The sequence below is a fragment of the uncultured Phocaeicola sp. genome, assembly GCF_948499155.1.
Classification (GTDB): Bacteria; Bacteroidota; Bacteroidia; order Bacteroidales; family Bacteroidaceae; genus Phocaeicola; species Phocaeicola faecalis.
In genome coordinates this window covers 33,058-49,585 of sequence record NZ_CAOOSE010000013.1, presented here as the reverse complement: position 1 = coordinate 49,585, position 16,528 = coordinate 33,058, and the positions used below count along the sequence as shown (strand labels likewise).

The 16,528-nt window shown below is 42.1% G+C and carries 9 protein-coding genes; all 9 read left to right on the top strand.

The window, feature by feature from the left end; genetic code table 11:
• The first annotated feature begins 56 nt into the window (after positions 1-56).
• The 9 genes from QYT14_RS10850 (at position 57) to QYT14_RS10810 (ending at position 16,314) form a co-directional block, all read left to right on the top strand.
• Positions 57-2,579, top strand: a complete 2,523-nt coding sequence (locus QYT14_RS10850) for a glycoside hydrolase family 95-like protein (RefSeq protein WP_288324845.1) — start codon at positions 57-59, stop codon at positions 2,577-2,579.
• Between the two features lie 231 nt (positions 2,580-2,810).
• Positions 2,811-4,937 carry a right-handed parallel beta-helix repeat-containing protein gene (locus QYT14_RS10845; RefSeq protein WP_288324846.1) on the top strand — a complete coding sequence of 709 codons (2,127 nt, stop codon included), beginning with the start codon at positions 2,811-2,813 and terminating at the stop codon, positions 4,935-4,937.
• Between the two features lie 1,175 nt (positions 4,938-6,112).
• Positions 6,113-7,660, top strand: a complete 1,548-nt coding sequence (locus QYT14_RS10840) for a sulfatase (protein ID WP_288324847.1) — start codon at positions 6,113-6,115, stop codon at positions 7,658-7,660.
• A gap of 5 nt (positions 7,661-7,665) precedes the next feature.
• Positions 7,666-9,696 carry an alpha-L-fucosidase gene (locus QYT14_RS10835; protein WP_288324848.1) on the top strand — a complete coding sequence of 677 codons (2,031 nt, stop codon included), beginning with the start codon at positions 7,666-7,668 and terminating at the stop codon, positions 9,694-9,696.
• Positions 9,697-9,732: 36 nt separating this feature from the next.
• The gene (locus QYT14_RS10830) at positions 9,733-11,235 is read left to right on the top strand and encodes an arylsulfatase (RefSeq protein WP_288324893.1); all 1,503 of its coding nucleotides are present in this window, start codon (positions 9,733-9,735) and stop codon (positions 11,233-11,235) included.
• Positions 11,232-12,851, top strand: a complete 1,620-nt coding sequence (locus QYT14_RS10825; RefSeq protein ID WP_288324849.1) for a beta-N-acetylhexosaminidase — start codon at positions 11,232-11,234, stop codon at positions 12,849-12,851. The genes QYT14_RS10830 and QYT14_RS10825 overlap by 4 nt, the downstream gene beginning before the upstream one ends.
• Complete coding sequence (locus QYT14_RS10820; protein ID WP_289307091.1) at positions 12,844-14,079, top strand: glycoside hydrolase family protein; 1,236 nt, start codon at positions 12,844-12,846, stop codon at positions 14,077-14,079. The genes QYT14_RS10825 and QYT14_RS10820 overlap by 8 nt, the downstream gene beginning before the upstream one ends.
• A gap of 191 nt (positions 14,080-14,270) precedes the next feature.
• Positions 14,271-14,633: a BlaI/MecI/CopY family transcriptional regulator gene (locus QYT14_RS10815; RefSeq protein ID WP_237038568.1), complete on the top strand. Its 363-nt coding sequence runs from the start codon at positions 14,271-14,273 to the stop codon at positions 14,631-14,633.
• 10 nt (positions 14,634-14,643) lie between these two features.
• Positions 14,644-16,314 carry a M56 family metallopeptidase gene (locus QYT14_RS10810; RefSeq protein ID WP_289307481.1) on the top strand — a complete coding sequence of 557 codons (1,671 nt, stop codon included), beginning with the start codon at positions 14,644-14,646 and terminating at the stop codon, positions 16,312-16,314.
• Positions 16,315-16,528: the final 214 nt, after the last annotated feature.

Sequence of the window (16,528 nt, the reverse complement as noted above, 5' to 3'; positions counted from 1 at the left end):
GTTTGTGTATGTAACATCTTTTGTCTAGATAAGTACATCTTTATTTTGTAAATACCATGAATATAAAAAAACAGATTATACTGTATTCTTTTCTTGCCGGAGGAATGGCAGCGAATTCGCAAAATACGGATTATATCTATTTAAAAATGCAGTCAGCTCCTTTTGAGGTGAATGGCAATTACCTTTCCAAACATGATATCGTTTATTTTTCACCTATGCAACTGGAAGCGGAGGGCTTTCCGATGGGTAATGGTGATATAGGCGGCATGGTGTGGAATCACGACAATGGCATCGAACTGCAAATCAATAAAAATGATTTGTGGACAAAGGCACAACCGGAAGAATACGGAATGTCATTATTGAGGCATGCGGCTCGTCTGAAGATTGATTTTGGTGCGCCGGTATTCAGTTGGATGCACTTGAAAGAGTTTGAAGGAAGGTTATCGTTGGCGAATGCCGAAAATACGTACCGTGCAGTTACGGGTTATTCCGCTACAACTATTCGTACTTGGCTGGCGCAAGATCGTAATGTATGGATAGTGGAATGTGAGAATATACCCGACTCTGAAATGCTGGGAGATCGTTCGGTAGCTACGGTTTCGTTAGAAAGGCTGGGTAGCCGTTCCTTTACTGGATGGTATGGAGGCTGGTTTGCGAAGAGTCCTTCAGTGGGGCTTGGCAAAACGCGTGCAGCGGCCGATGCTCGCGAAATGATATTGGAAGAAACGGATGGTGGATTGCACTTTGCTGTGGCCTGCAGGGTGGTGGAGTCGTCCGGAAAACCGGAAACAGTGAATATGCGCCGTACCGAATGGAGGACAGATAAACAGAAATTCACGATTATGATTAGCGTGGTGACTGACCGCGAGGACGAAGATCCGGTACGTGCGGCAAAGAAGTTACTTGATGAGGCGGAAGCGAAGGGGGTAAACGAATTGCGTCGCGAGAAAGATGAGTGGTATCGCAATTTCTGGTCCAATTCGTTTGTGAAGTTGGGTGATGATTATTTGGAGAATATCTATTACCTGCGCCGCTATCTGATGTCGGCAGGTTCGCGAGGTGAGTTTCCGTTAGCTTTCAATGGCGGGCTGTGGCGTTGGAACCGTGATGTACTCAACTGGGGGGCACCGCATCATTGGAACCAGCAGCAGGAATATTGGGGACTGTGTGCGCAAAACGATTGGCGGCTGATGAAACCTTACCTAGACACATACTTCAAGATGATACCGTTTGCCGAAGAACTGGCAAAGGAGTATGGAGCGGAGCATGATGCGTTGCTCATTACCGAAGCGCATAACTTCAACGGCATACAATGGGGAAAGGACAAGCACTATCTGAGGAATAATTTTACCCCTGCTTCGCAGATAGCTTCTCTCTTTTGGGATTATTACGAATTTACGGGAGATAAGGATTTCTTGAAAGAAAAGGCATATACGTTTATGAAGAAAACTTCTCATTTCTATTTAGATAAGTTGGAATGGGATGAAGAAAAAAATGAATATTTTCTGAAGGCTTCTTTGTATGAGTCGGCTCCTATCGCTTATGTGAAGAATCCTATCAGTGACCGCAACTGCATCGAAAGACTTTTCAAGGATTGTATCCGTGCGGCCGAAATATTGAATGTAGACAGAAATGAGGTGAAACAGTGGCGCCACGTGCTCAGTCACTTATGGGAAAGAGGCTATCAGCAGTTTGGCGAATGTGGTGAAGTTACCTCTCCTGCCGAGGAGTATTATACGGAAAAACGTTATTCTCCGTGGATTTGGGGTAACGGTGGAGCTGTAGTTTTTCCGGCAGGGCTGATTGGCATGGATGATAAAGACACTCGCTTGGGAAAAGCTGTTGTGAATCTGTTGAAGCACGACGACGAGTGTAACGCGCATTATCCTTATCCGCAGATAGCCGCGCGAATGGGAGAGGGGGATGCGGCCTTGAAGTATATATGGAATGGGGTGAATGTGCATCAGATGTATCCGCAAGGATTGATGCACAATGTGACCGGTTATCCTGACAATATTTACGACCTTGCCTCTGTGCACAATTTGTTGAAGGATGCTTATGTGATACGTTCGCATGATTTCTTTCAGTGTGGCATGGAGCCAATGAGTAATTATTGTACGGGCATAAATGAAATGATGCTTCAAAGTAACGAGGGGAAAATCAGAGTATTTCCTGCTGTGCCTTCTGTATGGGATTCTATTCCTATGTCATTTACTTTGTTGGCAAGAGGGGCATTTGTAGTTTCTGCTGGTAGAAATGGCCAAGCTGAGGTAACACAAGTCGGCATAAAGAGTTTGAAAGGGAATCCGTGTAGGATACAGAATCCTTGGGGCAATAGGAAATGTGAGGTGTTGCGATACAGAGATGGCAAGAAAGTACTTGCTAAGACAGGAAAGGATAATGTCTTGACTTTCTCCACACAAACGGATGAAGAATATGTTGTCCGACTTGCAGGTATGGGAGTTCAGGTTAAGGAAATCTATTCCGGTAAGCCCAATATGAAAGTGAAGCAACTGGGGAAAAGAGTACTAGGGAAAGTTAGTGGCTGGAACGATTTCAATGTAGAGACGAAAAAATAACTTATACTCTGTTCGGATTGTGCTATAGAATATCAAACGATGGTTTTTAATCCATTAAAAAATATATATGTAAGAAGTACTAGGAAGCATAAACGGACTTTTCGATAAATAAAAAATAAAGTTATATGGTCATGAATAGTACAAGAATTTTATTAGCATCTATGTTGTCAATAAGTATTGCCAAATATTGGGGAAGATAATTAATAGGTGAAATTATAGAATAAATAAACAATGAAAATAAGAAAAATTATATTGGCAGGCTTGCTGCTTCTTTCTGTTTGCGGAATTTCTGCAAATGATGTAACTTTTTATGTGTCTCCTAAAGGAAACGATTCTGCCGAAGGCACTTTGTCACATCCTTTGAAGAGTATTCAAACGGCTCTTGAAAGAATTAAGGAAACAAATTCTCCTCAGAGTGCTGAAATCATACTTCGTGCAGGTACATATGAACAAACCGCAACTATAGAAATAAACCGGGATAATATTTCGATTCACCCTTATCAAGATGAGAGAGTCATTATTTCAGGTGGTACACAGATAGCCGGAAAACATTTTAAATCAGTAAAAGACCAGTCTGTATTGAATCTTCTACAACCGCAAGTCAAGAAATTGGTGAAAGAAATAGATTTAAAAAAACTTGGAATAGCTATGGCTGATTTGCACGCCACAGGATTCGGACGTCCTAGCGAGGCGGCATGGACTGAAGTTTTTGCAGATGGACAGCCTTTGCATATTTCTCGTTGGCCGAATGACTCTACCGTATTGATTGGTAAAATAGATGAATCGGGCATTGCTAAAGATGGGAAGGAAGCACCTTATCCCATATTTGGTTATGCCGAAGAGCGTCCGTCTCATTGGAGAAATATAGAGAATATGTGGATAAGCGGATATTTTGCACATGGTTATGCCGATGATATGATTCGTGTGGCAAGGATAGACACATTGCGGAAAACTATTCATACGGCACAGCATACGGTATATGGCTTTATGACCGGAGCGCCTTGGCGTCAATGGTTCGCCTTGAATTTGTTGGAAGAACTGGACAAACCGGGTGAATATGTAATGGATGCCACACGGGGGAAGATGTATGTTTATCTTCCCGATGAAAAGGTGAATAATCTGCAAGTTTCTATATTGGAAGGCCCATTGCTGGCGATTGAGAATTGTAAAGATGTCGTAGTGCAAGGCATCACTTTCCAGTATGGTCGTCACATAGGTATTTATATGGAGAATACTCATCACGCTTTGATAAAGAATTGTGTTATACGCAATATGGGTGGAGTAGGCATATCCATAGGGAAAGGAACTTTGTTGGCAGGTAACGAGCAAGGGCATAAGCTAGGAGGAGAACCTGCTTCTCGTGTGGTAGGTGATTTAATGGGAACGATTTATCAGAATATATTGTTTGACCGTGAGGGTGGAACAGAGAATGGTGTGGTGGATTGTCATATTTATAATGTGGGTGCCGGAGGTATCAGCTTGGGAGGAGGAGACAGGGCTTCGTTAACTCCTGCCGGAAACTATGTGGAGAATTGCCGGATACATCATTATAACCGGATTGAGAAGTCCTATCGCCCCGGTATATGGATAGACGGCGTGGGCAATCATGTTTCTAAATGTGACATCTATGATGCTCCCAGTATGGCAATCCTGTTTCATGGTAATAATCATGTCATAGAATTGTGCAATATAACGAACGTATGTAGTGAAGTGGATGATCAAGGTGCGGTATATTATGGCCGTGATCCTTCAGAACAAGGAAATATAATCCGCTATTGCTATTTTCATGAATTAAGTCCTCGCCATCGTGTTACGGCCACTTATCATGATGATGGGGCTTGTGGGGCAACCGTTTATGGAAATATTTATTATAAGGCCGGTTCTTTGCCTGTACTTATAGGTGGAGGGCATGATAATCATTATTCAAATAATATTTTTATTGATTCTCCGGTCGCCATACATGTAGATAACCGTATGCAGAACTGGGGAAAAGGTATGATAGCCCCCGGTGGAGTGATAGACCAGCGCTTGCAAGCTGTCAATTATCAGAATCCACCATATAGTGTTGCCTACCCTTCATTAAGCAAATATTGGGAGAATGATGCTTCCTATCCGGAAGGAAATGTGATAGAAGGAAATTTGTTCTATAAGATAGGTAATGTGGTACATGGACGCACGGAGTGGCTGGATTTACATAATAATTGGGTAACAAATTCAGATCCGGGTTTTGTGGATTCTTCAGATCCATTAAAAGGATTCAAACCGGATGCTAAAGTGTTTCAATATATCAAGAACTTTCCACGGCTGCCTTTTGATGAAGTAGGGTCCAATCTGCCGGAAGAAGAGTATTTGTTTTAATCTTTTTATTAGTGGCGATTTTAAAATAGTAAGGTTTAATCTATATAAATAAAGGGAAGATGAAATGTGTATTAATGTGTTTATTGTGCGTTTTATGTGTGGGGAAAGCTTATGCTTTCGATCATGGTGACAGTTTGCGTATCATGTACTATAATGTGCACAATTGCCCGAGCACGAAGAAGCTCGTGTGCTATTAATTGTAGAATATGAGAAATATATATTTTTAGCCACTTATTTTTCATTGACTCCTGCCGATCAGGAAACTTCTGCTGAAATGATATTAAAGGAAATCGCTTCTATGAAGAAACCTGTATTTATGGCTGGGGATATGAATTCTATACCTTCTTCCAGCCAATCCGGATCCAAAAGTGTTTACCCATGACGGTAAGCGATATTATATGCCTTTTGAATCAACAGTCTGCGCAGGTGGTTGTAATTGTATTGATTCTCTCTATTAATTTTATGTTTGTGTTTTATCTCTCATGCTCTCACCTATTTCTCTGAAACCCATATATACAAGGCGTTTCAATGATGAGAGATACAGGTGAGAGATAAGGGAAAAAGTGAGGGCATTGCTCTCATTTTCCACTAAAAAAGGTATCTTTTGTGCCATTCATGTCTTTCATCCGTGTAATACATGTGAGATTGCGCCTATCTACTATGTTTCGTAGGCACAGCCGGTTATCAGGAAACATAGGGAATACTAAGGCTTTTTTGCCTTATCGTTAACTCTTTTTGTCAGGTTATCTACTACAGTTTCCGCTAGTGGACTGTAGGGTCTACTATAATGGACTGTATAGACGACTGTAATGGACTGTATAGTCCATTGGCGGAGACTATAGTATATAACTGCAAGAAAGGATTTACCAGTAAGGAAGAAAAGGCTTGCTCATAAGGCGAAGAAGCATAACTTTTATATCCTTTGCAAGTCTCTTAAGACTATACAGTAGAGGCATTCGCAACATCATGATACAATCATTATAGAAATGCGCTATATTCCTTCCACGAAAGGTTGTGTAAATTATTGAACGTTTGCCCTGTCTCAAAATACAATTTTCAAAAAAACATTTTATTTTTTTAGGAACATCCCTTTCCCGATTGCCATATAAATAGAAGGTCCGATTGTTTGGCGACAAAGGAATCCTCTATTTTAAAACTTTAAGTCATTACCATTTATGGAACATTGTAACAAATTACTTTATGGCGGGATATTATCTTTATCCGCATTGACCAGCTGTACGGAGCCGGTAACAGAAAAACCTTTGAATATTGTCTACATTATGACAGACGATCATACGGCTCAAATGATGAGTTGCTATGACAAACGTTATATGGATACGCCCAACTTAGATCGGATAGCTAATGAAGGGGTACGTTTTACAAACAGTTTTGTCGCAAATTCGTTGAGTGGGCCCAGCCGAGCTTGTATGATTACGGGTAAACATAGTTGTGCCAATAAATTCTATGATAACTCTACCTGTGTATTCGATTCCTCGCAGCAGACTTTTCCGAAACTATTGCAGAAATCGGGTTATCAGACGGCATTAATCGGCAAATGGCATTTGGAAAGTTTGCCGACAGGCTTTACTTATTGGGAAATAGTTCCCGGACAAGGTGATTATTATAATCCGGATTTCATCACACAAACCAATGATACCATTCAGAAACATGGGTATATCACTAACTTGATTACCGATGATGCCATAGACTGGATGGAAAATAAACGGGATAAAGACAAGCCTTTCTGTCTGCTCATTCACCATAAGGCAATTCATCGTAATTGGATGGCGGATACCTGTAATCTGGCCTTATACGAAGATAAAGAATTTGCTTTGCCCGATAATTTCTTTGACGATTATGAGGGACGTGAAGCTGCCGCAGCTCAGGAGATGAGTATTGTGAAAGATATGGATATGATTTATGACTTGAAGATGCTCCGTCCTGACAAGGAAACACGTTTGAAATCATTATATGAAAGCTTTATTGGACGTATGGATAAAGGACAGCGTGCGGCATGGGATGCATTCTACGGTCCTGTGATTGATGATTTTTATCAGAAGAATCTGCAAGGAAAGGAGTTGGCTAATTGGAAATTCCAACGTTACATACGCGACTATATGAAAACAGTCAAATCACTGGATGATAATGTAGGGCGTGTGCTTGATTATCTGAAAGAAAACGAGTTGTTGGATAATACATTAGTCGTCTATACATCAGACCAAGGATTTTATATGGGAGAGCACGGATGGTTTGATAAACGTTTCATGTACGAGGAATCCATGCGTACTCCGTTGATAATGCGTTTGCCGAAAGGATTTGACCGGAAAGGTGATATAACCGAAATGGTACAGAATATTGATTATGCACCTACTTTTTTGGAATTGGCAGGTGTCAAGGTTCCCGATGATATTCAAGGAGTATCTTTATTGCCGCTACTGAAAGGGGAGAAGCCTGCCGACTGGCGCCGCTCATTATATTATCATTTTTATGAATACCCTGCCGAACACATGGTGAAGCGTCACTATGGAGTGCGTACAGACCGTTATAAATTGATTCACTTCTACAATGACATTGATGCATGGGAACTTTATGACTTGGAAAAAGATCCTGCCGAGATGCATAATGTAATCAATGATCCTGCTTATAGTGGCGTATTGACCGATATGCAGGCAGAACTGAAGAAATTGCAAATCCAATATAACGATACTGACTTTGTAAAATAAAGATAATGAATAAGACATTTTTATTAAGTGCCATATTGGGAGTTTTATGCTTTCCGGTAAAGGCACAGACCTTGCCTGTACCTACACCGGTACAGTTGCAGTGGCAGCAGATGGAAACAACGGCATTTGTTCATTTTAGTGTGAATACTTATACGGACATGGAGTGGGGGTATGGCAATGAGTCCCCTGCCATCTTTAAGCCGACTAAGTTGGATTGTCGTCAATGGATACGGACTTGCAAGGAAGCGGGGCTGAAAGGAGTGATTCTTACCGCCAAGCATCATGACGGGTTTTGTTTGTGGCCGTCGGCTTATACGGAATACAGTGTGAAGAATTCTCCGTGGAAAAACGGAAAAGGCGATTTGGTACGCGAATTTGTAGATGCTTGTCATGAATATGGAATGAAAGTGGGGCTGTACCTTTCTCCTTGGGATTGTAACCATCCTGATTATGGAAAACCGGAATACATCACTTATTTCCGCAATCAGTTGCGCGAATTGCTGACTAATTATGGGGAATTGTATGAGTTTTGGTTTGATGGCGCCAATGGGGGTCGCGGTTATTATAGTACAGATTCCTTACATACCCGAAAGATTGCCGCAGATTACTACCCATGGGAATCTTTGACTGAAATGGTATATGAATTGCAACCCAACTGTGTGGTGCATGGGGGAAGTGCACAGAACATCCGCTGGGTAGGCAATGAGGAAGGATATGCTTTGGAAGAGCATTGGAGTACAGTGAGAAAGCCGGAGCTTTATGATAAGGGAATACCAAATGGTAAGCAGTGGATGCGTGGACATGCGGATGGTACGTTATGGATTCCTTCAGAAACCGATGTATCTGTCCGCCCCGGTTGGTATTATCATGCCTCGGAGGATCATAAACTGAAGTCATTGTCCAAATTGACCGATATTTATTATGAGAGTGTGGGGCGTAACAGCTTGTTATTGCTTAATCTGACTCCCAATCAGGAGGGGTTGATTCCTGAGCAGGATTCCTTGCGCTTGGTAGAATGGCATCGGCGATATACCTCTGAACTAAAGAAGAATCTTGTTGATAAGAAGATGAAGACGATAGGCGGGAACAGCAAGAAATTGAAATATGCTTTGGATGGTAATCGAAGTACATATTGGGAAGCTGATACAAAAACACCTGTACTGGAAGTGGATTTTGGAAAAGAATTAACTTTCAACCGTTTACTGTTACAAGAGTTTATTGAGAAAGGGCAAAGAGTAAAACAGTTTGTTGTAGAATATTTTAATAATGGAAATTGGCAGAAATTGGATGAACAGACTACTATCGGTTATAAACGGATTCTGCGTTTTCCCGAAGTTACTGCTTCACGTCTGCGAATACGGATAACAGATGCATGGGAGGCACCTTGTCTGGCAGAAATACAGGTCTTTAAAGCGGAAACTCCGCTGGATGCTCCTGTGATTACCAGAAATAAGGATGGAGAGGTGAAGTTGGTATGCAGCAATAAGGATGCTTCTATCTATTATACTACAGATGGTAAAGAACCGCAACCGGGTGTAAGCTCTCGTTACCAGTCGCCTGTTCCGGCAGACGGTGATCGGATTATTAAAGCGGTAGCGGTGGACGGAAAGAAAAAGTCAACAACTGCTACGCGTACCTTTACCGGTAGTAAGGCTCACTGGAGCACCTTGCCTGATAAAGCCGGTACACTTGTCTTTGATGAAAACCAGCATACAACTTGGGTTGGAAAAGACATGCTTGAGGTTGACTTGAAATCAGAAAAGGAAATAACCGGTATAAGTTATCTGCCCGATCAGGCACGATGGGCTAATGGAATCATTGTAAAATATAGGGTTGAAATTTCTTTGGATGGAACCCGATGGGAGGAGGCAGCCTGTGGAGACTTTGCCAATATTCAGAACAATCCTGTAGAACAGCAGGTGATTTTCCGGCAGACGCATAAAGGACGCTATATCCGTTTCCGTGCATTGTCAACAGTAGGTGGCCAAAAGAGCATGGGGGTAGCGGAATTGGATATTTTATTTTCTAAAAACTGATAAGTAATGAAAAAGTATAACTATGTAGGATGGTGTATGGCCGGTAGCCTTGTTTTGTCCGCTATGTCCGGACAGGCTGCACAACCGGAAAAGAAACAACCGCATATCATCTTGATAATGACTGACCAACAACGTTGGGATGCATTGGGGTGTGCGGGAAATGAAGCTGTGATTTCTCCAAATGTGGATCGCTTGGCGGCCGATGGACATTTGTTTTGTAATGCCTATACTGCTGCTCCAAGCAGTACTCCGGCACGTGCGGGTATGCTCACGGGTATGTCTCCCTGGCATCATGGCTTGTTAGGATATGGACAAGTGGCGGAGCATTATCAATATGAAATGCCGCAGATGTTAAAAGACTTGGGTTATCACACATTGGGAATAGGAAAAATGCATTGGCATCCGCAGAATGTGTTGCATGGATTCGAAGCGACTATCCTGGATGAAAGCGGACGTGTGGAGTCTCCTTATTTTATGAGTGATTATCGTAAATGGTTCAATACGCAGGCTTTCGGTCTGAATCCCGACAGTACGGGGGTGGAGTGGAATGCCCACGGAGCGAAAGCGTATGCTTTGCCCGAACGGTTGCATCCTACTGTATGGACAGGAGACAGGGCGGTGGAGGCGATAAAAGGTTATTCTTCTGAACAGCCTTTATTCCTGAAAGTATCTTTTGCCCGCCCGCATAGTCCGTATGATCCCCCTCAGCGAATAGTGGATAAGTATGAGGGCAGAGAAATACCCGCCCCTGCTGTAGGTGACTGGTGCAAGGATCTGGCAATAGATACTCATCCCGAAAAAAATCCTGAAGCGGCTGTAGGAAACTATGGAGTGGAATATGCCCGGAATTCTCGTAAGTATTATTACGCTTCGGTTACTTTTATTGACGAGCAGGTAGGGCGTATCGTGGATGAACTGAAAAAGAAAGGGATGTATGACAATGCGTTGATATGCTTTGTTGCCGATCATGGCGATATGTTGGGAGATCATCATTTGTGGCGTAAAACGTATGCTTATGAAGGCTCGGCAGCTATTCCTTTTATTGTCAAGTTACCCGAAAACATGAAGAGTAGCCTGAAACCCGGTGAAAAAATAGAGGCTCCGGTGGAGTTACGCGACTTGCTTCCTACTTTCCTGGCATTGAACGGCTGCCGGATTCCGGAAGAAATGGACGGTCTGTCTTTACTTCCTTTATTGGAAAAAGAGAAAGCTCCCTGGCGTGAATATATTGATATAGAACATTCCACCGCTTATTGGGCGGATAATTATTGGTGTGCCTTGACGGATGGAAAAATAAAGTATATCTGGTTTTTCCGTACAGGTGAGGAACAATTGTTCGATTTGTCAAAAGACCCATACGAATTGCATGATTTGTCAAAAGTCAAGGCTTCCGGAAAAACATTGGAAAAGATGCGGAAAGCGATGGCCGGACATTTGCAGGAAAGAGGAGAGGAGTGGGTGAAAGATGGCAAGTTGGTCATCCGCAATAAGAATCTTTTATATAGTCCGAATTATCCAACAAATAAAAATAAACCATGAAGAAATTAATTCTAACCTTTTCATTTTTAGTGTTGTTGTTCGGTACTTTGCAGGCATCGGTATCCATTATCCCGATGCCGCAGAAGTGTATCGAAAAAAGAGGCAACTTTACGGTAAATGACAAAACTGTAATTACTTTGTCAGTAGATAACGAGGAGATGCGTAATGCTGTATCTTTCTGGAATGAGTTGTTTGACAGGGCTGCCGGGTTCTCATTGGAGGTCTCTTCTACCCCCCGTTCTTCCAATGTAATCCGTTGCCGGCTTAACACATCGCTTCCCAATGAGGAATCATACAGGCTGACAGTCTCTTCATCTTCTATCCATATAGATGCCAAGACCCCTAAAGGCATTTTCTATGCGTTTCAAACTTTGCGCCAATTATTGCCTGCTGCCATTGAAAGTGACCGGCTGGTGGCGGAAAAAGTAAAATGGAATATTCCTTGTGTGGTGATAGAAGATTCGCCTGCATTCTCTTATCGCGGAGTGATGCTTGATGTTTCCCGCCACTTTATTCCGAAGGAAGATGTAAAGCGTCACATTGACTTGCTTGCTTTTCATAAATTGAATATCCTTCACTGGCATTTGACTGATGACCAGGGGTGGCGTATCGAAATCAAGAAATATCCCAAACTGACTACCGTTGGCGGTTACCGTAAGAAAACGATTGTGGGATATATGTGGGATAATCCTACCGAGTGGGATACCAAACGCTATGGCGGATTCTATACACAAGAAGACATTAAGGAAGTAGTAGCATACGCAAAGAAGCGTTTTGTGGAAATTATTCCTGAGATAGAAATGCCGGGACATAGCGTAGCGGCACTGACTGCTTATCCTGAATATTCCTGTACGGGAGGCCCTTTCGAAGTGGAAGGCCGTTGGGGTGTTTTCAATGATATTTATTGTACCAAGGAGTCTACTTTTACCTTTATGCAGAATATTTTGGATGAGGTGGTGGAACTATTTCCTTCCAGTTATATCCATTTAGGTGGGGATGAGGCTCCACGCATCCGTTGGAAGAATTGTGTACACTGTCAGGAGCGAATGAAGCAGGAACATTTGACAAAGGAGGCTGAATTACAGACCTATTTCATCAATCGGATTGAGAACTATCTCAATGCTAAAGGAAAGAAAATTATCGGTTGGGATGAAATATTGGAAGGAGGCATTCCGCAACGTGCTACTGTGATGTCATGGCGGGGAGAGAAAGGGGGAATTCATGCCGCGAAAGCCGGATATGATGTCATTATGTCTCCTAATATTTATATGTATTTCAATTGCCTTCAGTCTAAAGTCAATGAAAAGAAAATTGGAAATCCCAATCGGGTGATTACCTTGGAGAAAGCTTATCATTATCATCCGGTTCCTGAAGCCCTGAGTGTGGATGAGGCCAAACATATTAAAGGAGTGCAGGCCAATTTGTGGACGGAGTATATGTCGGCGCTTGATGAGATGGAGTATATGCTTTATCCGCGTGTGGCAGCTTTGTCCGAGGTGGCGTGGAGTAAAAAGGAAAATAAGGATTATGGAAGATTCTGTACCCGTTTGGAGAGCATCCGGCAGCATTATGATGTGTTAGGAGTAAATTATTGCAAGAAAATCAGTAATGAATAATCTGTCAGTGATGAATATGAAAAGAAAAATACTATTTGTTTGTTTCGCCTTCCTTGCTTTGTTGCAAGGGTGGGCGCAACATACCTGGCAGGCCGGTCCGGTCAATTTGGAATTGATTCAACGGGGAGATTCGGAATTTCCGTCCGGCTTTTCCGCTTTCTCATTGAAGGATCATTTTATTTGGTGTGGTTCGGCTATTCAGGCAGAGGAAGATGGAAAGTATTATTTATTTTATTCCGCTATGGAATCAGGACCGGAGCACCCTAGATTTATAGACGCTTGGTTGCTGGGTTCGATGATTGGAGTAGCCGTGTCCGACTCTCCTTATGGGGGATATAAAGATATAGGTATTGTCTATAACAAAGATGGATATCATCCGGATAGCCGTTCATGGGATTCACAGTCGGTTCACAATCCGCATGTCAAGAGATATAACGGAAAGTACTATTTGTATTATTGCGCTACGGTGGATCCGGGTGAGGGTGCTTATGTAAAGGGAAAGTTAAGCAGGAGGGACAGGCTCCAGCAAAATCAAAAGTTGGGAGTGCTTTGCTTTAATTCCATAAAAGAATTACTGGAAGGTAAATTTTCATGTAATGAGCAACCCCTGCTTGCTCCGCGTACAAGGGTGAAGCCTGATAATGTGCTGGAACCCTCACCTGAAGGAACCGTAACCAAGCCTGATAATCTCATTTTGGTCAATCCGGCAGTGGTATATCATCCTTTAAAAAAGAAATATTATCTTTATTTTAAAGGAAATGTTTATGATCCTACTTGGCGTGGTGTGCATGGAGTGGCTATAGCCGATGCTCCCGAAGGTCCTTTTATTGTGCAGGATGACTATGTGTTTGAGTTTGAAACGGGGGATAACCAGAAGTTGAATGCCGAAGACCCGTTTGTATGGTATCACCGGAAAGACAACTGTTTCTATGCCGTTTTTAAAGATTTTACCGGTGGATTTACAAAAGGCAAACCGGGGTTGGCTATGATGTATTCTGAAGATGGCATACATTGGAAACTTCCTGAGCATTCTTTGTTTATGAATAAAGAAATTATCTTGAAAAATGGAAAGCGTATGGAGGTGGATCGGTTGGAACGGCCTCAATTAGTGTTGGATAAAAATGATGATCCGATTGTTCTTTATTCGGCTTGTTCCATTACTCCATTGAATATGAAGCAGGATGGAAGTTCGTTCAATATTCAGATTCCAATTCTTAGAAGGAAATAAAAGGAGGCTCATAACAAAAGAAGTCCGGCAGGTTGATGAATAACTGTGCCGGACTTGTTTTGTTAATAATCCTATTAAACTAAAACAATGTAGTTAATAACTAATAATTATAGTAGTATAACTAATTAGATTAGTTGTTTATTGATTTTAATTAGTTATATTCGCCTCAGAACTTTAAACCGTTAGCTTTTATGAAACGTTTAGCCCCTAAAGAAGAAGAGATTATGCGGATGTTCTGGAGCAAAGGCCCTATGTTTGTCCGTGATTTACTCGAATTGTATAATGAACCGAAACCGCATTATAATACCGTATCCACATTGGTGCGCGGACTGGAAGAAAAAGGCTTTGTGGGATACAAAGTTTATGGGAATACATATCAGTATCATCCTATTATAAGCGAGTCCGAATACAAAGGTTCTGCATTGAACGAAGTGGTTTCACAATTTTATGATAATTCTTATATAAATGTGGTGTCTCAATTGATAGAAGAAGAACGGATGCCACTGGATGAATTAAAGGACTTGATAGCCCGCATCGAAAAAGGCAGAGGATAAGGAGGTGTTTATGGGAATTTTCTTGTTTTTCATTCTAAAGAGTAGTGTTTGCCTGTTTCTTTTTACAATGTTGTATATCACATTGTTGAAGGACATCACTCATTTTCGTTTTAGCCGTTGGGCTTTTTGGGTGGGAACAGTGCTTTGTTGGCTCATACCTCTAATTCCTGTATCGGTCAGTGTCCCCTCGCCGGTTCAACAGTCAGTCATGATGGTAGGGGAAATACTTGAAGAAACGCCATCGGATGGTCCAAAGGTTGTTGCCGGATTCCCGACAGAAAGCGGATGGGATACAAGAGCAGAATATTTATCGCTTCAACAAGGAAAAGCAGAAGAAATATATGGTCTGTCTCTTTTGACCGTTGTGAGTCTCTTGTATGGTATGGGTGCCGTTGGCGTATTTTTGTTCTTTGCTTATTCCTTCGGGCGGTTGTGGCATCTTATCTATGGTAAGCCGGTGCAGAGAGAAGGAAAATTTCGATTAGTGATTATTCCTGGGGAAGTATGTTCTTTTAGTTGGTGGAAATATATTGTGATGTCTGAAGAAGATTACCGGCAAGATGGTTCACTCATTCTGATACACGAAAAGATGCATTTGTCTTACTACCACACATTGGATTTGGGATGGATGCATTGCCTGCTTATTTTCCACTGGTTCAACCCGATGACGTGGGTATTGTGGAAGGAATTGCGTGATTTGCACGAATATGAGGCCGATGAAGGAGTAATTTTGTCGGGGGTAAATATGGTTCAATACCAATTATTATTAGTAAAAAAAGCTGTTGGCACAAGGCTCTACTCTATGGCCAATGGCTTCGATCATAGTAAACTTAAAAATCGTATTGGCATGATGCTTAAAAAAAGAAGTAACGGATGGGTACGGCTACGTATATTGCTGGCTGTTCCCGTGGCAGCAGGGGTGGTATATGCTTTTGCACAGCCCGAAATGAGTGAAAAACAAATGTTGTCGCAAGTGGAAGTTGTGGCACAGGATGCACTGCTTCAAGACACGGCGGCACAAAGCAGGATGACTGAAGAGATTGCTTCAATGACTAAATTCTTTAAAGAGAAATCGGATGCATGGTGGGAACATCATCGCACCCCGGAGGGGTGCTATATATGGCGTACGACGCAAGTGCATCGAATCTTTATCAATGGTAACAATGAGGTTTTGTTTGATAATGATTATCGCAAAAGGCCCTTTGATGTTCGCCGGGCAGTAGCGGAACGATTGCGTTCTGCTCGTGAAGCTGACGTTCGTCAGAATGGAAAGGATGAACCTCATTTTCTACGCTTAGTGTATGATGTGAAGTCGGACAAGCAATTAGTGCTTCAGATGCTGAAGGATATAAAGTCGGCATTAGATGATTTGTGTGAAGAATATGTGGCAAAAGGAGTTAGTGACGTGGATGAAGTTTGCCCGTATATGGTAAGTGTATTTGGTCCGAGAAAGTTTGGTATAGATGGCACCGAGTTATTGATTGGTGCCGTAGGTAATGAGCCGAAAGAACGTATATATAATATCAGTTGGAAGACATTGAAGCATTATCAGAAAAAATATGGTAAGAATGCTTCCGTTATGTTTCGTGCAGACGACTCGGTAGGTGAGGAAAGTTATGCATGGATGTGCAAGCGGATAAAGCAATATTTCCCGAATGCAAAAACCAATCATGTGAGGTGATTCTTCCTTCCTCCTTTCATTGACTGCTGAAACGCCTTATTGATGGGGGGTGGTGAGTGGACGTACGCATCGGCCTACACATACGGTGGCATCGGCCTACACGTATATACGCATAAGCCTACACGTACGTCCGCATCGGGCTACATGTACGTACGCATAAGCCCATACATATATTGTAAAATGTTACCCTCAAAAGAATGTGATAAGTTACGGT

What these genes read in the sequence shown, in the direction of transcription:
- QYT14_RS10850 (WP_288324845.1), top strand. Translation starts at nt 57, where the DNA reads ATGAATATAAAAAAACAGATTATACTGTATTCTTTTCTTGCCGGAGGA.
- QYT14_RS10845 (WP_288324846.1), top strand. Translation starts at nt 2,811, where the DNA reads ATGAAAATAAGAAAAATTATATTGGCAGGCTTGCTGCTTCTTTCTGTT.
- QYT14_RS10840 (WP_288324847.1), top strand. Translation starts at nt 6,113, where the DNA reads ATGGAACATTGTAACAAATTACTTTATGGCGGGATATTATCTTTATCC.
- QYT14_RS10835 (WP_288324848.1), top strand. Translation starts at nt 7,666, where the DNA reads ATGAATAAGACATTTTTATTAAGTGCCATATTGGGAGTTTTATGCTTT.
- QYT14_RS10830 (WP_288324893.1), top strand. Translation starts at nt 9,733, where the DNA reads ATGGCCGGTAGCCTTGTTTTGTCCGCTATGTCCGGACAGGCTGCACAA.
- QYT14_RS10825 (WP_288324849.1), top strand. Translation starts at nt 11,232, where the DNA reads ATGAAGAAATTAATTCTAACCTTTTCATTTTTAGTGTTGTTGTTCGGT.
- QYT14_RS10820 (WP_289307091.1), top strand. Translation starts at nt 12,844, where the DNA reads ATGAATAATCTGTCAGTGATGAATATGAAAAGAAAAATACTATTTGTT.
- QYT14_RS10815 (WP_237038568.1), top strand. Translation starts at nt 14,271, where the DNA reads ATGAAACGTTTAGCCCCTAAAGAAGAAGAGATTATGCGGATGTTCTGG.
- QYT14_RS10810 (WP_289307481.1), top strand. Translation starts at nt 14,644, where the DNA reads ATGGGAATTTTCTTGTTTTTCATTCTAAAGAGTAGTGTTTGCCTGTTT.